This window comes from Flammeovirga sp. OC4 (genome assembly GCF_000812565.1).
Taxonomy (GTDB): Bacteria; Bacteroidota; Bacteroidia; order Cytophagales; family Flammeovirgaceae; genus Flammeovirga.
On record NZ_JTAM01000017.1, the window covers coordinates 1 to 26,379 of the forward strand.

At 37.5% G+C, this 26,379-nt stretch carries 14 protein-coding genes; 10 read left to right on the top strand and 4 right to left on the bottom strand.

All coding sequences use genetic code 11. The features are described 5' to 3' along the window. Positions 1–664: 664 nt before the first annotated feature. From PL77_RS12615 to PL77_RS12630, 4 genes are all read right to left on the bottom strand, one after another. Positions 665–2,536, bottom strand: a complete 1,872-nt coding sequence (locus PL77_RS12615; protein ID WP_044205662.1) for a hypothetical protein — start codon at positions 2,534–2,536, stop codon at positions 665–667. A 218-nt stretch (positions 2,537–2,754) separates the two neighbouring features. Beyond that, entirely contained in the window at positions 2,755–4,479 is a 1,725-nt protein-coding gene (locus PL77_RS12620) for a hypothetical protein (RefSeq protein ID WP_044205665.1), read from the bottom strand. A 33-nt stretch (positions 4,480–4,512) separates the two neighbouring features. Continuing rightward, positions 4,513–6,090 (bottom strand): RagB/SusD family nutrient uptake outer membrane protein, encoded by a 1,578-nt coding sequence (locus PL77_RS12625; RefSeq protein ID WP_044205668.1) that lies wholly within the window; start codon positions 6,088–6,090, stop codon positions 4,513–4,515. Between the two features lie 71 nt (positions 6,091–6,161). Beyond that, positions 6,162–9,203, bottom strand: coding sequence for a TonB-dependent receptor (locus tag PL77_RS12630; RefSeq protein ID WP_044205671.1), 3,042 nt, complete (start codon positions 9,201–9,203; stop codon positions 6,162–6,164). A 594-nt stretch (positions 9,204–9,797) separates the two neighbouring features. On the opposite strand from PL77_RS12630, the gene PL77_RS12635 reads away from it, so the two are divergent. The 10 genes from PL77_RS12635 to PL77_RS12680 all read left to right on the top strand — a co-directional run bounded on the left by PL77_RS12635 (position 9,798) and on the right by PL77_RS12680 (position 26,351). Further along, positions 9,798–10,838, top strand: a complete 1,041-nt coding sequence (locus PL77_RS12635; protein ID WP_044205674.1) for a nucleoside hydrolase-like domain-containing protein — start codon at positions 9,798–9,800, stop codon at positions 10,836–10,838. A gap of 23 nt (positions 10,839–10,861) precedes the next feature. Continuing rightward, on the top strand, positions 10,862–11,992 hold the full coding sequence (locus PL77_RS12640) for a glycoside hydrolase family 26 protein (RefSeq protein ID WP_044205677.1): 1,131 nt from the start codon (positions 10,862–10,864) through the stop codon (positions 11,990–11,992). Between the two features lie 14 nt (positions 11,993–12,006). Beyond that, the gene (locus tag PL77_RS12645; protein WP_044205680.1) at positions 12,007–13,890 is read left to right on the top strand and encodes a sodium:solute symporter family protein; all 1,884 of its coding nucleotides are present in this window, start codon (positions 12,007–12,009) and stop codon (positions 13,888–13,890) included. A 186-nt stretch (positions 13,891–14,076) separates the two neighbouring features. Continuing rightward, complete coding sequence (locus PL77_RS12650) at positions 14,077–15,285, top strand: glycosidase (protein WP_044205683.1); 1,209 nt, start codon at positions 14,077–14,079, stop codon at positions 15,283–15,285. A 214-nt stretch (positions 15,286–15,499) separates the two neighbouring features. Then, positions 15,500–16,708, top strand: coding sequence for an AGE family epimerase/isomerase (locus PL77_RS12655; protein WP_044205686.1), 1,209 nt, complete (start codon positions 15,500–15,502; stop codon positions 16,706–16,708). 262 nt (positions 16,709–16,970) lie between these two features. Then, the gene (locus PL77_RS12660) at positions 16,971–18,308 is read left to right on the top strand and encodes a cellulase family glycosylhydrolase (RefSeq protein ID WP_044205748.1); all 1,338 of its coding nucleotides are present in this window, start codon (positions 16,971–16,973) and stop codon (positions 18,306–18,308) included. Positions 18,309–18,310: 2 nt separating this feature from the next. Continuing rightward, complete coding sequence (locus tag PL77_RS12665; protein ID WP_082026519.1) at positions 18,311–20,092, top strand: arylsulfatase; 1,782 nt, start codon at positions 18,311–18,313, stop codon at positions 20,090–20,092. Between the two features lie 302 nt (positions 20,093–20,394). After that, positions 20,395–22,080 carry a DUF4493 domain-containing protein gene (locus tag PL77_RS30525; RefSeq protein WP_172665847.1) on the top strand — a complete coding sequence of 562 codons (1,686 nt, stop codon included), beginning with the start codon at positions 20,395–20,397 and terminating at the stop codon, positions 22,078–22,080. A gap of 8 nt (positions 22,081–22,088) precedes the next feature. Beyond that, a complete protein-coding gene (locus PL77_RS12675; protein WP_044205689.1) occupies positions 22,089–22,718 on the top strand; it encodes a DUF4493 domain-containing protein in 630 nt (209 codons plus the stop codon). Between the two features lie 102 nt (positions 22,719–22,820). Further along, the gene (locus tag PL77_RS12680; protein ID WP_044205691.1) at positions 22,821–26,351 is read left to right on the top strand and encodes a two-component regulator propeller domain-containing protein; all 3,531 of its coding nucleotides are present in this window, start codon (positions 22,821–22,823) and stop codon (positions 26,349–26,351) included. Positions 26,352–26,379 lie beyond the last annotated feature (28 nt).

Sequence of the window (26,379 nt, forward strand, 5' to 3'; positions counted from 1 at the left end):
TAAGTTTTCGAATATTTATGGTATTTAGAAATCAGGAGATTTCTGATGATCTGAAGGACACGAATGCCGCTAACGCTTAACATTCGCGCCAGTGGCATTCTATCCAATTCGTTTGGCAGTACTTTCCTTGGCCTTGAAGGGAAAAGCGTTAAGAATTTCATGAATTGAGCCGTTAAAAATGATTTTGCTGTTTGAGCTTTAGCGAGTTTAAAATCATTTAGGCGAGAGGAATGGAATTTAGCTTTTGACTTCTAAGCCTAGATTTTTTGCTTCGTTTTTCATCAATGGAAAAATGAAGAAGAAAGAAGCTTGAAAGTAGAGCCTATAAATGTGTGTAGAAATGTTGATTAAATATTAACGTAAACTAAGTTTTCGAATATTTATGGTGTTTAGAAATCAGGAGATTTCTGCTGATCTGTAGGACACGAATGACGCTATCGCTTAACATTCGCGCCAGTGGGCTTTCTACCCAATTCATTTGCTACTTCTTCCCTTCAAGGCCGAGGGGAGTACTACTAAATGATCTTCTAAAATGCAGTATGTTGCTTTACAATGTCTTCGTGAGCCACAATACATCACCAGGTACCCTTTAATGGCATAAAAAAACAGGTTCAAGCCCTTTTTGATGAAAGACTTGAACCTGTTCTTTTTGAGGTAATTTATATTAATCTAGGATATTATACCCTTTCAAAACACCTTCTTGTTCAATCAGTTCCTCATCAATACCCTTTTCGTTCATTCTGTCATTTTCTAGTTCGACCCAAACTTTATATTCGAATTCATTCAAAATCTTTTTGATTTGTAATTTGAATTTTTCGTAGTTCTTGGCTTTAATTTTTAAATATTCATTTGGGTTATCACCATGTTGCAGAATAGCATTTCTATTAGCTATGAAATAAGTTTGAGCAGCCATTTTCCATGTGGCTTTATCTTCGTTTGAAAGAAGGAAACGAACGCCCATACTTGAGAGTTCAGACTTTAGAATAATGTCGCTCATTGCTATGGATTGATCATGATCCACCGAAGAGGTGATATACATTACAGGATCATATTTAAATTTATGTCCTGTAAAAGTTTTAGGAGATGTATAGTCAATGACTTTTTTACTTCCTCTTTTCACTTTGACATTGATTTTTGTTTCTTTTTCTTTTTTGATGTAAAACTCATCAATACCTGCTTTGGCAGTCCCTACATGAGTATTATTTACATATACTTCAGCAGGAGATTTTAAGAGTGTAACGATTTCTATCATGGATTCCCCTTCATAGTTATTCTTTTTATTTCTGATGCTGAACTTTCCCTCAATATCCATTTCGTTACGGTAGAGGTTTCTAAAGGCCACATAGGTCATTTCTTTTTCTACTTCATTTGATATTCCATTCCATTTATTGAAATGATAGTTCAAAAGTGAAGACAAGGCATACCCGTTGTGGATTTCAGGGTTTAAGTTATTCGATAAGTTATATAAATTCCATGAAGAAAGGTTGAGCAATTCTACATCCGGAGTTAAAGACATTTCCAATAACGTTCTAAACTTTTTTGTTCCTGAAGGATTGTTGGAAAGTAAATAAGTATCATCAATAGAGTGTTTTTTATTCACATATACCTTCTTGCCCGTCTCTTTATGGATAAATGTATTAGGCATATAGTTGAGATAAATATGAGGGAAGAATTTGATATTTTTGGAAGTAAATTTATCTTTTATTTTCTGGTAATCTTCCATTTTCTTCAAGTAGATAAACGAATGTGTAACTGCCTCAAAATGTTTGATAATTTCATCTTGAACTTCCTCCATATAGGTTTGTACATGATAAACTGGAACGAGGTTAAGACTAGCTTTTTGGTTTAAATCGTCAAAGAAGTTTTTGATGTCTTTGATATCTTCTTTTACAATTTTTTGAGATCTTTTAGGCTTAGAATATGAGATAATATTTTTTGTATTACCTGTAAATAAAACTATTTTTCCGTCGGTATTTCTAAGCCATTTCTTTGACATTTTTGTAGCACCATAGATTTCACCAAGATCTCCAGAAACCTTAGCAAAGAGTTGCTCTTTCGTATATTTTGATTTTTTATTTTTAGGAAAAAAAGCATCCAAACAGAAATTAAAATCTATATCTCTGTCTTCAGCTACCTTGATTGTGATGGCCAAAAGTCTTTTAAAGCTCGCTTTGTATTGGTCACTACCGAAAACATTGTATTTGATTTTGAAGACGTCAATACCATACATTTTGGCACTTCTAAGTTCTACCTCTATGGCGTCTCTGAGCTCCAATAAATGTACCTGTAATGAAGTTTCTGACACTGCAGTTTTGTATTTGTTCATGAGTAACTCCTGCTCCAATCCCAAAGTATATTCATACTTATAAGCTTGTAGACTTGAGTATTCATCACCTAAAATACTGTTGAGGTTATAAGAAGCCATTACTCTCTTTTTATGGAAAAAAGATGGAGTGGAACTTTGGTCTTGAGCAGTAATAAAGGGTGTAAAAGATGAAAGTATTAGTAGTACTAAAAGTATTTTTTTAAAAAACATGTTACAAAGTAATTAATGTTAGTATATGTGGATCGTTAGGTCCAATCTTGTAATAATTTACTGTCGCAATCTCATGCTTTTTTATAATATAAGCAAATAAAGCATTTTAACTTTCTGTTGTACTTATACTGAAGAAGAGCAAGGTAAAATGAAGTGCACAAAAAAGGCCGATTCCCTACAAGAGAATCGGCCTCACACTTTTTAATGAAATAAATCGTTTAGAACATTGGTCCATCAGTGATCATGATATCGTCAACGTTCACTTCGTAACGCTCACCATCAATATTACCAGTTGAGAAACCGAAAGCGATGTAGTCTAAAGTACCAGTGAAGTCGGGTTTTTCTGCGTCGCCACCCCAGTTACTCCATGCCATAGTACTCAATCGGAAAGTGTAAAGTTTCCACTCTCCACTTGTTTCCACAAAGTAATTTTCAGTGTTGATATTACCTCCAAATTTTGTGTCATTTTGGAAGATCTCAAATTGAAGGTTACCCTTTGCGTTACCAGTGTTTACCCAGAAAGAAAGGTGAGGATCAGTAACTCCAGAAAGGTCTAGGTTGTTGGAGTTATCCATTTTCAATGCACCTGTCCAGTTCCATCCAGTAGCACCGTTTAAGTGTACGTTTAGGTAGTGATCACCTGAGATAGCGTTCATGTCTCCGCCATCGATGCTGTGCGTAGCTCCTCCACCGTTATCGTCCCAGATGTAAGAAGCCGTTTCGAATCCTTCCAATTCATTTGCAACAACAACAGGACCATCCGTAATCATTACATTGTCGAGGTTTAATATGTAAGGGTTTGCACCATTACCTTGTTTATATGATAGTTTTACGAAATCTAAAGTTCCTTTAATATCCACTTTGTCTAATCCGCCACCCCAATCAGAAAGCTCAAGGTCTTTAAGACTTACAGTCACCCATTGCCATTCGTTATTTGTAGCACGGAATACATAGTTGTCACCATCATTACCAGTATTACTTGCTTTGAAATCAGCACCGTTATCGTTACCATTCTGACCAATTTGTAATTGGAAATAACCTTGAGAAGTTTCAGAGTTGATTTGGAAACTTAAGTGAGGATCTGTGAAAGTCACAAGATCAATTGGCGTATCATAATACAATTGTCCCATCCAAGAAGTCCAACCGTCACCATCAGCTTTTCTTACTGTCAAGTAGTGATCACCTCTACCTTTTGAGATACCGTTACCAGCGTCTAATCCATTTTCAGGCGTTACATCACCTGGCTCATAAGGGTTTACGCCGTCTTCGAAGTCAAATAAAACCACTGGTTCTACTGGATCGAAGAACTCACCTGCATCTTCTACAGAAATAGAACCTGACTCAGGTACATTCGAATCTGCATTGTAAGTAGAAACTTTAATAGTCACTTCGTCTGGTAATTGACTTGGTGCCAATACATTGATTTGAGAAGGGTTGGCATTTGCTCCGTCTACTTCAATAGTTTGACCACCTATGATCACTTCATAGATCAAGTCAACGTTCGTTCCTTTGATGGCAAATACTTGACCTCTTGTAATGAAAGTAGGGTATTCCACGTTGGAAGTCAATGGATAAACCGGCTCATATTCTCCTTCAGAAAACACTTCTTGTTTGTAGGCATTGACCACTCTAAGGTGAGAAACATCAAAGATTCTTGGTAGTGTAGCTTTGATTGTATCTTCAGTGGCACTGACAGTGACATCAGCACAAGGAGTTTCACCTAAATATACTTTTGCATTTTTAAAATTCTCACCCAAAATCATGAACGGTTCACCAATCACGGTAGGATTTTGCAGGTTTGAATCTGCGATTTTTGGTTGAGGGTAATCAATATCGTTCGATTGACTGTACTCTTTTTGAGTTGTACAAGAGTTCATTCCGCATACCATTCCGAAGAATGCTATGCTTAATGAAGCCTTTTGTATTTTATTTTTAATATTCATGATAAATAATCTCTTTTAAGTAAACCAATAGTATTAGTAACCAGGGTTTTGCGTTAAACCGAATGAAGCAACTTCACCTGCAGGAATTGGAAGAACTGGAACACCTCCAAGTTTTTTAGCTTCCATATTCGCCACTACAGTAGCACCATTGGATTCTTCTCTGTAACCAATATTGTCTTTTTGAAGAGCACTAACGTAAGTGTCTGTTCTAAGAAGGTCCCAAAAGCGTAGTCCCTCTAAAGCAAGTTCTGTTCTACGTTCGTGAAGAATAGCCTCCAATAATTGATTACCCGATGCAGTGACATCTGGAAGAGCACTAGAATTGTCTCTTGCAGGATAGTCATTTGCACCTTCATTCCATCCTTTCGGATAAGTCATGTTTCTAGCTCTAGCACGTACTTCGTTTACTCTTTGACGAGCAATTCCTTCATTGCCAAGGTGGTACGCTGCTTCTGCATTCATTAAAAGAATATCAGCATATCTGAATTTTCTTTGGTTCTGAGGGTTATCCGATTGCTCATTTGGACGTAAAGCAGCATCCATTAATACTTTTCTTGGGAAATACCCCGAAAGGAATTGTGATTCTGCCACACCTTGAGCAATACCATGAGCAAACTGTCCATTTTGACCTGCTGTCCAATCTAAGCGAGGATCATTTTCTTCAAACTCGTCTACTAAGTCTTGTGTTGGGTTTAAGAATCCCCATCCCCAACCTTTGATATCTGCAGTACCTCTTGGTGCAGTAAGGATTGGTGAAGTAGAACCAGTGTTGTTATTTGCCCATCCTGTATTTGAAGTGGTATGTTGTACCTCGAAGATAGACCCCGAACCATTTTCACCGTCTTTTTCAAATACTGTAGCAAGGTTTGATGCTAATGAGTACTGACCAGAAGTGATGACTTCGTTTGTTAAATCATATACTTCTTGCCAAGTATGATCATTTGATTTCCAGATACCAATATCATACATAATTACTCTAGCAAGGTAAGCTTTTGCAGCTCCAGAACTTGCTCTTCCTACTTCCATTTCAGATTTATTACCCATCATGTCAGCAGCCATTTTCAGGTCTTCTTCAATTTGAGCAATCACATCTTTGACAGGAGTTCTTCCTACAGCACCAATTTCTTCAGGTGAAACAGGAGCAGTGAATAAAGGCACATCGCCAAACAAACGTACTAAGTAGAAGTAGCTGTAAGCTCTGATAAATAAAGCTTCACCTACCATTTGATCTCTTAATGTTGCATCAAAACTTGTGGCAGGGCTGATACCCTTGATCGCCGTATTTGCTCTGTGAATGGCTTGATAATATGTTTTCCAAGCAGAGTGTGAAGGTCCGTTGATGTTGACAGCAGTCCATTCTTTCAACATTTGAACGTCTTGCATATCACCAAAGTCAGAACCACCTTTCCAAGCGTTGTCAGTCATTACCTCACCAAACATCCACTCTTGCATGTGAGCAACAACACCTTGATCTTGAGCAATTGCCTGATAACAAGCGTTGACGGCCATCTGTGCATTTTCGGGATCATCATAGTATACTGGAGTATCTACTGCTTGTCCTTGAGGATCACGTTCTAAAAAGCTAGAACAACTGTTTGCGAGGGTTAGCATACCGCAGCATGCTAGTATATTTATAATGTTTTTGAATTTCATTTCCTTTCTACTTTTTGAGTTTCAACTAATTAAAAAGTAACGTTCAAGCCTAAAGAGTAAGTAGTTGATTGTGGATAGTTACCAATATCAATACCTTGTGCTAGTGGGTCACCGTAGTGGTCTGGAACTTCAGGGTCGTAACCGCTGTAGTTTGTTAGCGTAAATAAGTTGTCAACTGAAGCATAGATTCTGAAACGTTGTAAATGTAACTTCTGGCAAAGGTCTTGGCTGAAGCTGTATCCTAACTGTACGTTTTGTAATCTTAAGTAAGAAGCATCTTCTACATATCTATCAGAGAATCTACGGTTGTTGTTTGGATCACCTGATACCACTCTTGGCATTGAACCGTTAGGGTTGTTTTCAGGATGGAAACGATTGTCGTAGTAGTTCTTTGTTTGGTTTTTCTGAACGTTTGAATCTTCGATCCAGAATTTTTGAATGTTTGCAGCTTCATTACCATAAGAACCAGTGAAGAATAAGTTCATATCAAATCCTTTGTACTCTAACCCGATGTTGAATGACCCAGTGAAAGTTGGGATAGCAGAACCTAAGTTCATTTTATCATCATCATCAATTACACCATCGCCATTGACGTCAACAAATCTAACATCACCAATACCTGCGTTAGGTTGTAAAGGATTTCCTTCTGCATCAACGTGAGCATCTAATTCTGCTTGAGATCTGAAGATACCGTCTGTTTTATATCCATAGAAGTAAGCAATTTCTTGTCCTTCTTCCGTTCTTGTTGTAAAACCTAATTTGTCAATATAACCACCGTCAATGTGTCCTGTTTCACCAAGGTTTGTGATTCTGTTCTTGATGACAGCAATGTTCGCTCCCACGTTCCATTTTACTTCGTGTTCTACATTTCTGTAGTTGACAGCAAACTCAAAACCTTTGTTTTGCATAGTACCTACGTTCACGTTTGGAGAGTTGGCACCTACATAATCAGGAACGGGCTGCGGAACTACCATGTCCTTCGTGTCTTTAATGAAGTACTCCGCACTAAATGTAAGTTGGTCATTGAAGAAACCAGCATCAATACCTACGTTGGCCATTTGAGCCGATTCCCATCTTAAATCCGGGTTAGACAGTGTAGTTGGTGTTCTACCTTCCACTACGTTTCCGTTGATTACATATCTTAAGTTGTTGGTTACTGTTGATACATAGTCATTGTTACCCGCAGAAGATTGGTTACCTACTTCACCCCATCCTGCTCTTAATTTCAATTGCGTTACGGCATCTGATGATTGTAAGAAGTTTTCCTCTTTGATATTCCATCCTGCTGAGAATGAAGGGAAGAAGCCCCAACGATTTCCATCAGCAAATTTCGAAGAACCGTCTGCTCTAAATGTAGCAGTCAGTAAGTATTTGTTTTGGTAGTTATAATTTGCACGAGCAAAGTAAGACATCAATGAGTTCATTCCTTGAGATGAAGTGGCGAAGTAATCAGATCCTTTCGCTGCTCCTAAGTATCTCATGTTTTCATTGAAAGGAACGTCATAACCTGTAGCTCTAATGTTGTTATAGCTGAAGGCTTGCATTTCCATACCGACCATACCACTGATAGAGTGATCACCAAATGTTTTCGAATAGTTCGCATAGTTAGACCAAACCCAGTCAAACTTGTTGTTTCTATTCTCATCCAATTGAGAAGTCATTCTTTGTTCCTCGTTAGAAACGAAGAATTCTGGTAAGTAAAGCTTTTGTTGTTGGTTTCTGTAATCCACACCAAAGTTAGATGTTAATGTCAAATCTTTAGTGGCTTTAGCATTTAAAGAGAAGTTACCAACAATTCTGTTGTCCCAAGAACGTTTGTATTGTTCTTGTTCTGCCATTCTAGCGGGGTTGCTGTTATAAGCCCAAGTAGAACGAGCATAAGAACCATCTGCATTGTAGACAGGAGTGATAGGGTCAGCCCATAAAGACTGAGTCAAAGGACTTGAATAAATGTCATTCAAGTTCGTTAAAGAGTAATTAGCGTGCGTATAGGCAATGTTTTGTCCAAAGTTTAACCAATCATTGAATTTGTGTGTGTTGTTGAATTTCACAAAGAATTTCTCTAAGTCAGTACCTTTTAAGATTCCTTCATCCTTTACATAAGAAGTAGAGAAGTTGAACTGATTTTTCTCAGAACCACCATTGATACCAAAATTGTAGTTTTGGAAAGAACCTTGTCGTAATAATTCATCTTGCCAGTCAGTACCATTATAGTTACCATTGGCTACATACATTAATTGTTCGAATTCATCTGTACCTTCAGCAAATCGGTTGGCCTCCAGCCCTAACTGAGCATATTCAGAAGCGTTGGCCATTTCAATTCTATTTGAAGCGTGCTTAACACCCGTTTGAGCATTGAAAGTATAAGTCAGTTTTTCTTGTACTTTACCGGTCTTTGTAGAGATCAAGATTACACCGTTAGCACCTCTTGAACCGTATACTGCTGTTGCAGATGCATCTTTCAAGACTTCCATTGAGGCAATATCTTGAGGTGCAATGTGAGAGATGTCTTGCATCGGGAAACCGTCTACTACATATAAAGGGTCTGAGTTGTTGATGGTACCAATACCTCTTACTCTTACTTTAGAACCAGAAGCAGGGTTTCCAGAGTTCGTCACTTGTACACCTGGTACACGACCTTGAAGTGCTTTGTTGACATCCTCTGTGGCAATCACTGTTAGTTCGTCGGTTTTAACAGTAGAAACTGATCCCGTTACATCACTTTTCTTAGCAGTACCGTAACCAATTACTACTACTTCATCCAATTCTTCTAAATCGACTTCCATCTTAATGTTGAAATCGGATTGAGCACCTACTGTAATTGTTTGCTTTTTGTATCCAATTGAGGAAATAAGTAATACTGTTTCATCTGATTTAATACTTAATTTAAAACGACCATCAAAATCTGTAATTGTTCCAATAGCTGTTCCCTGAATAGTGACATTTACTCCCGGAAGAGGACTATCTGTTTCATCTAATATGCTACCTTGTATTGTTCGTTCCTGTGCATAAGCACTCATTGAAAATGTAATAGCGATGAACAGCAGAAAAAAATTTTTTAAGATCTGCATGACTATTTTTTATTGTTTAGTTGTTATTCAATCTAAATACGTTTAGATGAATAGGATTAAATAATAACCGCGGCGTTATGTTTACAAATGTAGGGTAGACACTAATTAATCAGAGGTTGATTTTTGACAAATAAGCGTTGAAAAAAATATTTTTTCATCAACCATGGTTTTTAAAATAGGTAAAAAAATGACTTTTGTGATGAAAATTTACCCCTATAACTACAAGTGCGTCCTACCATGATGGGATTACAATTTATGGGAGAGCTCTGTTGGACCAAAAGGTAATAATTTGGTTTGATGTTTTGAGTAAGTAAGTAATATTCATTTCAATATTTATGATAAAAAAGACCTTTTTTTGAGATTAAAATAACATCATAAATATACACTTTTGTGCAAGAATAATACCCTTTTATATTCGTTTTTATATACATTATGTATGTTTTTGATGAAAATTTACCTAAACTAACAATAGTGGTCCAAGGAGTAGAATTCCAATGTCATCATCAAATTTAAAAATCTCCATAACGTTCGTTAACCGTATCAAGTACATTTGAAATATGATTATCGGAAAATGAAATAAAATCACATCTGATTATGGAGAAAATGTACACTTATATATTGATAATTTTATCCTACTACCTTATTCAAGGGTGTTCTGCTGTAGAGCAGAAGAAGGATATCAGTGTACAGGCCATTCCTAATGTGATTATTACTACCGATATCAATAATGAATCATTTTCGACTACTGATGAACATGCCTTAATTTACTTATTATGGCATCTAAATAATGTTAGACTTCAATCAGTAGTAATGGAGGGATTTAACATTTATGGAGAAAAGAAATTGCAAAGCATCTTAAAATGTTATGCTGAAGATTTCCATAATCCATCACATTCTTTCCAAGAAAATAACTTTCCAACACCTAACGCCATCCAACAACTTATAGTAAAAGGAGAGGATGCAGGTACGAAGAAAATCATACGCCTTTCAAGACAAAATAGAGAAACACCTCTTTACATATTAGTCATGGGAAGTATGAAACCGATCAAAGAAGCATTATTTCTTGCTCCTGACATTGCTCAAAATATAAGAGTGATTACTGTAGGAACGGGTATCAAGCCTCCTAATGAGGATGTTTGTGGAAATCTGAACTGGAACGGATGGGGAAGAACAGAAATCTTTGAAAGGTTTACAGATTTATGGTGGATTGAGAACGATTGGGCATTTAAAGGAATGTCAGAGGGTAAGGAACCTACTGCATATTACAACAATGTCATTAACTACGGAGCCTTGGGAAAATATTTGACCGAGAGCAAAATACAAACAATAAACCTTGAGGAAGCCATTCCTATCATGTTTTTGATTGATTCTAATATCAATGTGAATCACCCAGAATTTGGAGGCTGGACCGGAAACTACATCAAACCGTTTCCGGTAGAGCGACCTAATTATTGGGTAGACAGAGCAAAGACCAAAAAATGGAATTATCGAAAACCTTGTAACTCCTGGGAGCTGGCGGATCAAGTGTTGGAAGAACGGAAACTGAATATCATCCTCAGACGAGGTGATATGTTTTCTTCCCTATTGTCTAAACTAAACAAACTTTATTCTCCAGCAGCAAGGGAGAATAGTTAAAGCATTTTTTAAATTATACTAAAATGAAAAAGATTTTACTTATTTCTTTTCTGTATGGTTTCTTCTCTATTGGAACTAACGCTACCAATACGAATGAAGATCCAAAACCGAATGATAAGAAAGCAACAAAAGCAACAATAGCGCTTTACCAACAATTAAATAGTGTTTCTCAAAACGGGCAGACCATTTTTGGACATCAGGATGACTTGGCTTATGGTTATCATTGGTGGGGCAATAATTCAGATGTCAAACAGGTCACTGGAGATTATCCTGGGCTTTATGGCTGGGATATGGGTGAAATTGGAAATGAAAAGAATTTAGATGGCGTGCTTTTCGAAGACATCAAAAAATACATAAAAGAAGCTTATGCTAGAGGAGGCGTGACTACTTTAAGCTGGCACATGATCAACTTAAAAGAACAATCAAGTTCTTGGGATACAACAAAGGTGGTACATGAGATGTTGAAAGGTGGAAAATACCATAAAGACTTTATCAAGAAGTTGGATTTATTCGCCGACTTTGTCAATGATTTGGAAATGAACGATGAGAAAATCCCGTTACTTTTCAGACCTTGGCACGAGCACAATGGTTCATGGTTTTGGTGGGGCGGTAAAAACGTTTCCATTGAAGATTACAAATCGCTTTGGCAGTTTACTGTGGAATATTTAAGAGATAAAAAGAAGATCCATCATTTGATTTATGTGTACTCTACTGATGCTTTCCAAACGCAGGAGGAATACTTAGAAAGATACCCTGGTGATGAGTATGTTGATGTTTTAGGATTTGATGATTATGGTGCATTCAGATCATATGCAGATGAAGCAAGGGAACAATGGATCATCAATGAGCTGGAAATAGTAGCGAAACTAGCCGAAGAAAAAGGTAAAATTTGTGCATTCACTGAATCAGGTTTAGAAGCAGTGACAGATGATACGTTCTTCACCAAAAAATTATTACCAAAATTGAATCACAATAAATGGACGAAAAAAGCCGCTTATGTGATGCTTTGGAGAAACGCCAACTACCAAAAAGAGCAGAGAGATCATTTCTATGTACCTTATAAAGGACATTCTTCTGCTAAAGACTTTATCCAATTTACGGAAGACCCTAGTATCCTCTTAGAGTCTGACTTTATGAAAATGAAAGAGAATTAATCAACGAACTCATTATGCAACTCGAAACCTTAGATCTGATCATTATTGGGCTTTATCTGCTATCAACAGTAGTGATTGGTATTTATCTGAAAAAACAAGCCTCCAAAAACATGGAATCGTATTTCCTTGGGGGCAACTCTTTGCCATGGTACATGTTGGGCTTGTCCAACGCTTCCGGAATGTTTGATATTTCGGGTACAATGTGGATGGTGTACTTGTGCTTTGTATATGGATTGAAAAGCGTATGGATACCATGGTTATGGCCTGCTTTCAATCAGATTTTCTTAATGATTTATTTATCAATCTGGTTGAGAAGATCAAACGTACTGACTGGTGCGGAATGGATCAGAACTCGTTTTGGTGATGGTACAGGAGGAAAGCTATCACATATGGTAGTGGTGTTCTTTGCCATTTTAAGTTGCCTTGGTTTCTTGTCTTACGGATTTATTGGAATTGGTAAGTTCATCGAAATCTTCATTCCATGGTCGTATGTAGGACAGTTTATGCCATTTGAACTAACGGCAGAGCAAGTACCTTACGCTTACGGTATTTTGTTCACTACAATTGCTACTTTTTATGTAGTAATGGGTGGTATGTTGTCCATTGTTTGGACAGACGTAATGCAGTTTGGAATCATGACCGTTTCCGCATTGGTGATTGGTGGTATTGCAATGTACCAAGTAGATGCAGAAACATTGATGGGCATGGTACCAGAAGGATGGGACTCTCCATTATTCAATTATGATTTGGATATGGATTGGTCGGCTTACATTCCTTCCGTAAATGAAAAGATGGAAAGCGATGGATTTACACCTTTCTCTATCTTCTTTATGATGATGTTGTTCAAAGGATTCTTCGCATCGATGGCAGGTCCAGCACCGAACTTTGATATGCAGAAAATCTTATCCACAAAGTCACCAAAAGAAGCGGCAAAAATGAGTGGTTTTGTATCGGCGGTAATGTTCTTGCCACGATACTTGATGATTGGTGGTTTCACGATTTTAGCGGTGGTTTATTTCAGCGGAGACATCAATCAGGTGGGCAGTGGTTTTGATTTTGAAAACATCTTACCAATGGCCATCAAGGAATTCGTGCCATCAGGTTTGATGGGCTTATTATTGGCAGGTTTATTAGCGGCCTTTATGTCCACTTTCGCATCAACCGTCAACGCTGCACCTGCTTACTTAGTCAACGATATTTACTTAAGATATATCAATCCAAAAGCCAGTGGAAAGCTACAAATGAGAGCAAGTTATATCATCTCGGCAGCCGTAGTGGTAATCAGTACTGTTATTGGATTATATGTTGAAAATATTAATTCTGTATTACAGTGGATTGTATCTGCACTTTACGGTGGATATATCGCAGCCAACTTCTTGAAGTGGCATTGGTGGAGATTCAATGGTCATGGTTTCTTCTGGGGAATGGCAGCAGGTATTGCCGCTTCAATGATCTTCCCATTAGTATTTAAAGAAACCTTGGAACTGTATTACTTCCCGCTATTATTTGCAGTATCATTAATTGGTTCGGTAGCAGGTACATTATTGACAAAACCTACAGAGGAAAAGACATTAATGAACTTCTACAAAACGGTAAGGCCTTGGGGATTCTGGGGACCAATCAAACGTAAAGTGATGGCGAAAGATCCAAACTTCGAAGGAAACAAAGATTTCAAAAAAGATATGTTCAATGTAGTGATCGGTATCGTATGGCAGTCAATGCTGACATTACTTCCACTTTACATCGTCATCAAAGAAGAAATGGGCATTCTTTCAACAGCTGCCATATTGATCATTACCACTTTAATCTTAAAGAAAAATTGGTACGACAAACTACCGGAAGAACCACAAAAAGTGCCGGAAAGTATTGAAGATAAGAATTTAGTAGAGGCGAATTAGATGAACAGACAGGCAACGTAGAACTATACATTGGCGAAGTCTCCTGACTTCGAAATACATATTGGTTTGATGATTCGAAGTCGGGAGACTTCGCCAATGCCCATCACAAGTGACGCCTAACGGCTTAACACTTGCGATATAAAAAGTTACATATAAAAGAGACAAAAAGAAATAAAGAATAATACAATGAACTTTAAAGAGAAATTAACCGGATTAATTGAAAAACAAGAAGCATTATTAAGTAAAACAAATCAACCTACAGATGCTTACAATGGTATTTTTACTAAATACGAAAACCCTATACTTACAGCAGACCATACCCCATTATATTGGAGGTTTGATTTAAACGAAACGTCAAACCCTCATCTTCAAGAACGTATTGGTATGAATGCCACTTTCAATGCCGGAGCCATTCGTTTTAATGGAAAATATGTATTGATGGTAAGAGTAGAAGGTGTGGATAGAAAGTCATTTTTTGCAGTAGCAGAAAGCGATAATGGTATTGACAACTTCCGTTTTTGGGATAAGCCTGTATTAATGCCGGAAACAGAAGAACCTGATACAAATGTGTACGACATGCGTCTAACACAGCACGAAGATGGCTGGATCTATGGTATTTTCTGTACAGAAAGAAAAGACCCTAATGTTCCAGCAGGCGACACATCTTCAGCTGTAGCGGCAGCAGGAATTGTTCGTACAAAAGACTTGGTGAACTTCGAACGTCTTCCCGATTTAATTTCTTACTCAGGTCAACAAAGAAATGTGGTATTGCATCCGGAATTTGTAGACGGAAAATACGCTTTATACACTAGACCTCAAGACGGGTTTATTGACACAGGTTCAGGCGGAGGAATCGCATGGGGATTGACAGATTCGATGGAGAAAGCGGAAGTGAAAGAGGAAAGAGTGATTGAGCCAAAAATCTATCATACGATCAAAGAAGTGAAAAATGGCCAAGGTCCCGCACCGATCAAAACTTCAGAGGGATGGTTGCATTTGGCACACGGTGTAAGAAATACTGCAGCAGGACTTCGTTACGTACTTTATATGTTCATGACTTCACTAGAAGATCCGACAAAAGTAACACATCGTCCAGCCGGTCATTTCATCGCTCCATTGGGTGACGAAAGAGTAGGTGACGTTTCTAACGTAGCCTTTGCCAACGGATGGATTGCCGATGAGAGTGGTGAAGTAAAAATCTACTATGCATCATCAGATACAAGAATGCATGTAGCGACATCAACAATTGATCAACTGGTGGATTACTGCAAAAACACACCAGAAGATGGTTATCGTTCGGTAACTTCAGTGCAGACCATTCATGATATGGTAGAGAAAAATGAAAAGATGATAGAGGAATTGGGACTTACAATTCCAAACAGACAAACAGTTTAAAGTAAGAGTGAAGTACCAAAATAAAGGGTGCAAAATAGTAGTGTGATTCGCGTAAAGTAGGGACGTTTTATTAAAACGTCCTCACGAATCACAACACAACCCCTCTTATTTTGAATGCATTTTCTGAAAAACATTTAGTAGAGAGTATGGAGAGGGGAGAGATTTTTTTGACTCTTCCTTCTTTCTTCAAACAAGCCATAAATTTTTGATAAAAATGATAGACTCGTTCAAAACAGCATTAGAGAAAGAATTGACAGACGGAATATTAAAATATTGGTCAGAACAAACCATAGATCACAAGAATGGAGGGTTTTATGGTCAGATTTCCTATGATAATAAAGTAAATGCAGAAGCGGACAAAGGTGCCATTATGCATGCTAGAATTTTATGGACTTTTGCTTCAGCATACCGTCAGTTGGGAGATCAAAAATACTTGGAGATTTGCGATTATGCTTATGCGTATATCAAAGCAAATTTCTTAGATGAGAAAAATGGAGGCGTGTTTTGGATGGTCGATTATTTGGGAAATAAAGTAGATGGAAAGAAGCAGATTTATGCGAATGCTTTTGTGATCTATGCTTTTTCAGAATATGCGATGGCCAAAGGAATTGTTGAGCCATTGGAATTGGCTTTAAATATTTTCCAAGACATCGAAGAACATTCTTTTGATCAAGAATTGAATGGTTATTTTGAAGCGTATACAGAGGAGTGGGTGTTGATGGAAGACCTACGATTAAGTGAGAAAGACAAGAACGAAAAGAAAACAAACAATACACATTTACATATTTTAGAAGCCTATACCACATTATACATCGCTACAAAAAATCAAAAAGTAGGACAGCAACTTCGTAACCTGATTGAATTATTCTTGGATAAAATCTTAGACACCGATACTTATCACTTTAAACTTTTCTTTGATGAAAAATGGACACTGAAATCAGATGAAATCAGCTATGGTCATGATATTGAAGGGGCTTGGCTGATTCAGGAAGCGGCAGTAGCATTGGGTGATGATGCACTTTTGGAGAAAGTAAAAGAAGTGGCAGTAAAAATTGCGGAAGTGACTTTAGCAGAAGGCATAGCAGAAGACGGAGCAATTGTCAATGAAGGTGATCCTTCAGGAATTACAGACACGGACAGACATTGGTGGCCACAAATTGAGGCCATGGTAGGCTTTATCAATGCCTATGAAAACTCAGAGAATGAAGTGTATTTGCAAGCGGCGCATCGACTATGGAAATACACAGAAGCTCATTTAATCAATAAGGAATTTGGTGAATGGTGGTGGAGAGTAGACGAAAACAATATTCCAAATTTAGAAGAAGATAAAGTGGGTCCTTGGAAAGCACCTTACCATAACGGCAGGGCTTGTATTGAAGGCATTAAACGATTAGAAAAAATACAGCAGGTACAAACAACATAAATACTAAAAAGGTAGAAGGATTAATTTTCGTGCAGTTAAAGAAATAAATTATATCTCAAGTGTTAAGCGGTAGCGTCACTTGGAACTATACATTGGCGAAGTCTCCTGACTTCGAAATACACTTTGGTTTGTTGGTTCGAAGTCGTGAGACTTCGCCAAAGTTTCATCACAAGTGACGCCTAACGGCTTAACACTTGCGATATAAAAGTTTTAACTATGGTGTACAAACCTCCTACAAATCACTACTAAAAACATGAATGAAATGAAAAGATTAAATACACTATTACTATTTGTACTCTTATTGGGAGTATCATGTGTAAAGCAAACCACGGAGCAAAACAACTCCGCTAAAAACAACTTTGTAACCATAGAAAATGGAGCCTTAATGCTGAATGGTCAACCTTACTATTTTATGGGTGCCAACTATTGGTACGGCATGAATATCGGTATGGAAAAATTAGGCGACCGTCAGCGTTTGATCAATGAATTGGATCAAATGAAGGCAATGGGAATTACAAACTTGAGAATCTTGGCGTCTTCTGAGGGAGATGAAAGTCAAGCATTCCAAGTGCATCCAACAATGCAATCTGCTTCTGGGAAATACAATAGAGAAGTGCTAGAAGGGTTGGACTTTTTCTTAAATGAAATGGGAAAGAGAGAGATGAAAGCGGTGATGGTATTGAACAACTTCTGGACTTGGTCTGGCGGTATGCCTCAGTACTTGTTATGGGCAGGAAAAGGAGAAGTACCTTATCCTCAAATTTCTCAAGAATGGAGCAAGTTCACGGATTATTCAAAGCAGTTTTATGCCAATGAAAAAGCCTCTAAAATGTTTGAAGATCATTTGAAAGTCTTGATTACGAGAACAAATACAGTTTCAGGAGTAAAATATACAGAAGATCCTACTATCATGTCTTGGCAATTGGGTAATGAGCCAAGAGGATACAGCGAAGTGGAAGAGTACCACAAGTGGATTGCTAAAACTTCAGCTTTAATTAAAGAATTAGATCCAAATCACTTAGTGTCAATTGGTTCAGAAGGAGATTCTCCAGGGCCTGATGCTGGGATTAATCTTTTGAAAGACAGTGATGTAAAAGATATTGATTACGTAACGATTCACATTTGGGCTCAAAATTGGGGATGGTATGATCCAGCAAAGCCTGAAGAGAAGTTTGATGAGACGAAGAAAAAAGTAAGAGAATATTTATACAAGCATGTAAATGATGCAAAGGCATTAGGAAAACCTGCTGTTTTAGAAGAGTTTGGAATTGCCCGCGACAATGATGATTACTCACCAACTGCGACTACGGTTTGGAGAGACAAATATTACAGTTTTGTGTTTGATGAAGTGTACCAATTAGCCAAAGATAATGCTCCTATTTACGGGATGAATTTCTGGGCTTACTCAGGAGAAGGAAGACCTCCAAGACCAAAGGAATTTTGGAAGAAGGGAGACAATTTCTTAGGAGACCCTCCACATGAACCACAAGGATGGTATGGTGTATATGATAAAGACCAATCCACTATCCAAGTGATTGATGATTATGCAAAAAAAATGAACGGGTTAACATCAAAAGTGATCGCTGATAACGCTCAATAACCATGATGAAATCCATTAGAAATAAAATATGTGTTTTGTGTGGCATGTTGCTCATACTCCTCCCGAAGGCGTATGGGCAAACATCAACAACATCGCCCAATGTCATTGTAATTTTGACAGATGACCAAGGCTGGGGAGACTTTTCCCACACTGGTAATCAGTATCTTTCAACACCTCATTTTGATCAAATGGCGAGTGAAAGTGCAGTACTCAACCGTTTCTACGTGAGTCCGGTTTGTGCTCCAACTCGTGCAAGTGTTTTGACAGGAAGATACCATTTGAGAACAGGTGTTTCTTTTGTCACAAGAGGAAGAGAAAATATGAGATCAGAGGAAGTGACCATCGCGGAAGCCTTCAAGTCAGCAGGATATACGACGGGTTGCTTTGGAAAATGGCACAATGGAGCACATTATCCTGAAAACCCACAAGGGCAAGGTTTTGATACTTTTTTAGGCTTCACTTCTGGTCATTGGAGTAATTACTTCGATACATCTTTGGAATACAATGGAGAAATGATTTCGACCAAAGGCTATATCACAGATGTATTGACGGATTCTACTTTGGCTTTTATTGATAGAAATAAAGAAAAACCGTTTTTTGCTTTCGTTCCATTGAATGCTCCTCACACGCCTTACCAAGTAGGAGATGAGTATTATGATTTGTATAAAGACATTGATTTCGGTTATGGAGAAAAGCAAAACAAGAAGATAGCAACCATCTATGGGATGTGTAAAAATATTGATGATAACATAGGAAGAATCCGTCAGTATTTAAAAGATAATGCTCTGGAAGAAAATACAATTGTCGTTTTCTTATCCGATAATGGCCCTCAAGGAGACCGCTACAATGGTCCTTGGAGAGGTGGGAAAACTTCAATACATGAAGGTGGCTCGTTGGTGCCATGTACATTGCAGTGGAAAGGAAAAATTAAACCAAGTCAGAAACAAGCTCTAACGGCTCATATTGATTTGATGCCTACTTTATTAGGCCTGGCAGGGGTTGAAAAACCAAAAGAGGTGAAGTTTGATGGTGTGGATTTAAGTCCTTATTTATTGAAAAATAAAGCACCTGAATCGAGAAAATTATATACGCACATGACAGGTTTTGAAATCACTGCCGAAAGAGGTGCCGTAAGAGCAGGTGACTTTAGGTATACCACTGAATTTGGAAAAACAGGCTTATATAACTTAACAGAAGATCCTTCAGAAAAACATGATTTGCAAGCTGAATTACCAGAAAAAGCAAAGGAAATGAAGGAGGCTTTCGAGGCGTGGTACACTGATGTAACTTCGGCAGGTTTTGCTGATTTGAGAATCCCGATGGGGTATAAAGAAAGTCCAAGAGTGGTATTGGCGGTCCACGAAAGTACAGGAAAAGGAGATCTAAAATTTAAAGCGAATGTCAATGGTTGGGCTCACGATTGGTTTTTAGTCAATGGAGATGCCACGATTGAATGGCCCATTGAAATTGTAACTCCTTCTACCTTCCAACTCTCCTTAAAATATGCGGGACAGGCCTTAAAAGGAGATGTGATCGAAGTGATTTTTGGTGATCAAATCATCAAAAAGAAAATCAAAAAAGACTTCAAACCCACAGCATTACCTACTCCTGATAGAGTAATGCGTGAGCAAGAAGCAGAGGAACAAACCTGGGGTACTTTGGATTTAGGAGCAATCACATTGCCTGCAGACAAAATCAAAACCTGCACGCTGAAAATCCATAAAAAAGGAAAGGGTGTATTGGAGGTAAAGGAAATTGTAAGTAGGAGAATGGATTCTCTTTAGGAATAAATAACCATGTTTCAAGTGTTAAGCGTTAGCGTCACTTGGAACTGTATATTGGCGAAGTCTCCTGACTTCGAATTACAGAAAAATCTTTTCGAAGTCGGGAGACTTCGCCAATAGTAAATCACAAGTGACGCTAACGCTTAACACTTGCGACATGGATTTATCACCAGCCCATGACTTCAGTCATGGTGCACGATCCAACACTCACAATAAAACAGAATTTTTCAGCATTTAATGCTACTTTTTAAGATAAACAAAAAAGAAAAATTACAATTCAATTTTTGATTATGGAACATAAAATGATTACTAACTTATTATTACTTCTAGTAGGGTTGATGGGCTGTTCTTCAGAAGACACCCCCTCAGATCCAGTCGTGCAGAATGGCAATTTGTCATTGGCTGTAACGATCAATGAGGATGTAGAAGAAAAGACTGCATTCAGATTACAGAGCGAAGGAAGTGGAGTGAAAGTTAACATTGTGGGCGCTGAGGGAAAGACGGTAGTTTCTTATGCTTCCATTGAAACGGTGCCTGAAGCAATCGAACTACCTTCTGGTGTGTATAAAGCTAAAGGTGAGAGTAACTCTTCCGCGCAGTTTGGGTTTGACGACCCTCAATATGGAGGTGTTTCAGAAGATTTCTCTATACAGGCAGAGCAATTAACCAACTCTAGTTTAGAATGTAAATTACAAAACTCTAAAGTGACGGTAGACTATTCTGATTTAGTAAAAAATCAATTCGGAACGTACTCATCAGTTGTGAAGTCTTCTTTCGGTGAATTAGTTTTTGAAAAAGCAGAAACGAGGGCAGGTTATTTCAGATCAAGTGGAAACCTTTCAGTGATTGCGACAATCGGTGAGGGAGAAAGCCAATTGACTTCCGAAATCACAATCAATTCCATCCAGCCGACAACACATTATGCCGTAACGATCGACGTCGATCAAGGAACAGGAAAATTAGTAATTTCTGTAGACGAAACGATTTTAGATGGAGGAAGCAAAGACATTGTGATTACGCCGATTGAAGGAGAAGCTCGCCCTGAGTACAACACCTCTATTGGTTTCTTTACAAAAAATGGAAAACTATACGATGCCAACGGAATGGAGTTTATTCTAAGAGGAGTAAACAACGGTCATTTCTGGTTTGACAGCGGAAATAGAAATACAGCCATCAATGCTTTGACGCCAATTTCGGCATATCATTCCAATACAGTCAGAATGGTTTGGCAAACGAATTATGTTCCTAGTCAATGGAACAATGTACCGGAGACGGATCAGTTGAGAAAAATGATCAATACTGCGATTGAGAAAGGGATGGTGCCGATGATTGAATTACATGATGTAACGGGTGATGAAAGCAAAGAGAACCTTTTGAAAATGGCAGAATACTATGTAAGACCTGACATTTTAGGTGTAATGAAAGAATATGAAAGTATCCTTTTGATCAACATTGCTAACGAATGGAGTGGTAAAACCACCACGTACAGAGATGCTTACAAAGAAGCAGTGACTATGATGCGTACAGCAGGTTTGAAGCACACATTAGTGATTGACGGAAGTGGCTGGGGACAAGATATGACACCAATTTTTGACTACGGTCAAGAGATCATCGATAATGATCCGCAGAAAAATATTCTTTTCTCAGTACACATGTATCAGAGTTACAGAAACGAAACAACGATCACTTCTAACCTGGAAAAAGCAGTAGAGATGAAGTTGCCTTTGATTGTAGGCGAATTTGGATTTCAACACGGAGGTACACCTGAAAACCCAATTCAGATTCCGTATGAGCATATTTTATCTGAATGTGAACGCCTAAATATTGGTTGGTTAGCTTGGTCTTGGAAAGGTAATTCAGGAGGAGTGGAGTATTTAGACTTATCAACGGATTGGGAAGGTACTTCATTGACCGATTGGGGTAAAGGCATTGTGAACGGTGCGAATGGCCTGCAAAATACATCAAAGAAAGTTTCAGTTATTAAATAATTAGTCGGATGAAAAACATTAAAAATATAGTAATGACACTTTTCGTAGGCTTAATAATAGTAAGCTGTAACGAAAAGCAAACGTTAGAAAAAGAATTAAATGAAGGGCAGTTGGTATTGCAATTCGGATCAAATGCAAGAACAAACCAAGACCTCAATGACTACGGTTTAAAAGTGGAAAATGCCTCTGGCGAAGTGGTACTTTCTTACGAGAAAATTTCAGAAGCACCAGAAAAAATCAGCTTGGCAGTAGGTAATTATACTGTAAAGGCATTTAGTGCTGAGGAAATGCCTTATTTCACTTTTGATGCCCCTTATTATTATGGAGAAAAAACGTGTACAATAAATAGTGGAGAAGAAACGGTAGTAGATATCGTTTGTGCACTGAAGCATGTAAAACTGATGATCAACTTTGATGAGCAGATTACAAGTACTGCAAAGTCTTATTCAGCGGTGATTCAAAGCACACATGATGAAATCACGATTGATGCTTCAACTGCCAAAACGGTCTATGCCGAACGCTCTGCTTTAATCATTTCAACAACCATTGAGGAACAAGATGGAACGATGATAAAGAATAAACAAATTGTGTCAGGTTTAGCGTCTAAATCTGAATACACTCTGAATATTTCATACTAGAATTTATAAGATTACTGAAAAGCTGCTTCTCTTTGAGAGGCATGCTTTTCCTATTAACACACTCATAAAAGTTCTACTACACACCTATAAAAATTACATGAAATGAAAGACTCTATTTTTACTCTATTTTTAATACTTCTATGTCAACACTCTTTTTCGCAAGAAAGATCTTTTCAACATATCTCTGATGCTTCCGGATTAACGAACAAAGTAGTAAAAGATATTTACAGAGATCAAAAAGGATTTTTATGGCTTGGTACTCAAAATGGTTTACACCGGTACGATGGCTATGAGATGAAAATCTATAGATCATCATCAGAAGAAAGTAAGTCATTATCTACAAATGATATCAATGTTATTTTTGAGGATGACCAACAGCAACTTTGGGTGGGTACTACTCATAATGTTCATATAATGAATGCTGATGGAGAACACTTTAGGACATTAATTCCTCGTTCGCCATTTGGTACAGAAGCATTTGCGTTTGAAATTTCGTCTATACTCCAAAGTCAAAAAGGAACAATCTGGGTAGGGACAAAAGGTGCTGGGCTCTATCAATTTAATCTGGAAGGACAATTGATCAGTCATCATTTAGCAGATCAGCAGCATCCTCATTTATCAATCATAAATACGTTAGCCGAAGATAAGAATGGCAATTTGTGGATAGGTCATGAAGGGCTCAACCTCAGTATTTATTATTCCCATCGAGGTATATTCAGACAATTATCGGTGGATCAAAACAAAAGTTATTTTTCAAAAAATACGGCCACTAAAATCACCAAAATTCTTCCTATAAGTACGAAGAAAATATTAATAGGGACATTACAAAATGGTGTTTTTGCGATGGACCCAACCACACAAAAAGTCAATTATCTACCAGAAGTTAATCAAGGTCTGAAACATCCAAGTATTAAGGATATTGTGATGGATGACTTTCAGAATATTTGGCTCGCTACTTCTGATGGACTTCACCAACTGTCTAGTTATTCGGATCAGATCATTAGAATTTACAGAAATAATGACTTGAACAATAAGTCCATCGCTGGCAATGCCTTACTTTCTTTACATTATGATCAACAAAATATCTTGTGGTGTAGTGTATCAGGACAAGGGGTAGATTACATAGAACCGAACTTCAAAAAGTTCAAAACTTACAAGAGAGAAGTGATGAATCAAAACAGTTTGAACCACACCACAGTGCAAGCTATTTTTGAAGATCGACATACAAATTTATGGTTTGGAACCAGTGGAGGTGGACTGACATTTTTAGACACTAAAAAGAATAAATTTGAACATTTTGTCCCTGAAAAAGGAAATCCTACTAAACTTCAAGCGTGGGCTGTTTTTGCCATTCATGAAGACCATAAGGACAACATTTGGGTAGGCTCCTACTTGGGTGGATTATCGAAATTTGATAAAAAAACAAAGACTTTTAAGACCTATAAGAATAGTCAATGGGATAAAACAAGTCTTCCTCATGATGATGTGAGAGCTATTTTTGAAGACAGTAAAAAGCAATTGTGGGTAGCGACCAATGGTGGTGGAGTTGCCATTTTTGATACTGAAAACGAAACCTTCAAAACCTTTAAAAGAGAAGAAGGAAAAGAAGATCAGACGCTTTCTAGTAATTGGACTTTGAATGTTTTTGAAGACTCAAGAGGTTGGATTTGGGTAGGTACTTATGGTGGTTTATCCGTTTATTATCCTAATGAAAACCGTTGGGTAAACTTTATGAATGACACAAAAGATAGTCATTCCCTCACACACAATTGGGTGTATGCGGTTCATGAAGATAAAGTTGGAAATATTTGGATAGGTACAGCAGGAGGGTTGAATAAAATTGATGCTCAACAACTCAAGCAGCCTATCAATCATTATTCAAAAGGCTTGATGACAGCTTTTAGAGAAGAACAAGGTCTGAGTAGTAATAGCGTTCATGGAATTTTGGAAGATGATTTTGGGGTGTTGTGGTTAAGTTCTAACAGTGGTCTTTCTAAATTTGATCATAAGAACAATAAAATAACGCATTACACTAAAGATGATGGTCTACAAGGTAATGAGTTTATTCCAATGGCATTTTGTAAGACTAAGGCTGGAAGATTAATTTTTGGTGGGAATAACGGAGCCAATGCCTTTCTCCCTAATGAAATCATCAACAACCCTTATAAACCGCATATTTACCTGACTAGTTTTTCACTTTTTAATCGTGAAATCAAGCCGGATTCCACTTCAACTATATTGCAAAAAAACATAAGTAGCACTGATGAAATTAGTTTACATTATGATCAAAATGTATTGACATTCAGTTTTGTAGCATTAAATATGATTTCACCAGAGAAGAATCAGTACGCTTACAGGTTGGAAGGTTTTGATAAGGATTGGAATTATGTTGATGATAAAAGAGAAGCCATTTATACCAACCTTGATCCAGGGGAATATATTTTCAGAGTAAAAGGAACGAATAATGATGGACTTTGGAATGAGGAAGGGCAGGAAATTTTGTTGATCATACAGCCTCCTTATTGGCAAACGTGGTGGTTTAGATTACTTGTTTTTGCGGTGTTGCTGTTGAGTATTTTCTTGGGTTATAAATGGAAAGTTCGTGCGTATAAAAGGGAGCAACAAATCTTAGAAAAAACAGTAAAAGATCGCACTAGAGAATTGGCAGAAAGGAACAATGACCTTGTGATGATCAATGAGGAAGTGCAGCAGCAGGCAGAAGAGTTGGAGATGCAAAGAGATAATTTATCTAACACGAATAAATTGATCTCGGAGAGAAATATGGAATTGAATGATAAGAATAATAAGATCTCTAACCTGCTCGAACAATTGCAGACAGCCAACGGTGAAATTACGCAGAAAAACAGGCACATTACCGATTCCATTCGTTATGCCCAGACCATGCAAGAGGCCATTTTACCAATAACAGAGCAGTTTTCGTCTTACTTTCAAAATCATTTTATTTTATTCAAACCGAAAGATATTGTATCAGGCGATTTCTATTGGGTGAGTGTAAAAGATGAAAAAAATAGACTTTTTATCGCTTCTGTAGATTGTACAGGGCACGGTGTACCGGGAGCTTTTATGTCAATGATCGGGATGTCACTTTTAAATAAAATTGTCAACGAATACAATATCGAAGATCCTTCTTCTATCTTAATTCACTTGGATGAAGGTATCCGAAAGGCTTTGAAGCAAGAGCATTCTAAAAACACAGATGGAATGGATTTGAGTATAGTAAGAATTGATCAGCACGGAGAGGAAAAAAACTTATGCTTCTCTTCGGCCAAAGGCTCTATGTATATTTATTTTTCCGATCAACAAGAACTGCAAAGAGTGGTAGGAGATAAAATTTCCATTGGAGGAATAAGACGTAAAAAGGAAAAGAAATTTACAGAACAGCATTTCCAGTTGAAAAAAGATGATCGCTTCTTTTTACTCACCGACGGTTACATAGACCAATGTGATGAAGATCGCAAGAAATTCGGTTCAGTGAAGTTCGAAAAAATTCTCAATCAAACCATCCGTATGCCTTTAGAAAGACAACATCAATTGTTGTTGGATGTCCTAAGAATCCATCAAGGTGAAATGGAACAACGAGACGATATTACAATTTTAGGCTTTGAAATATAATGTAAATGATAGTTTGTAGGGCGGTCCA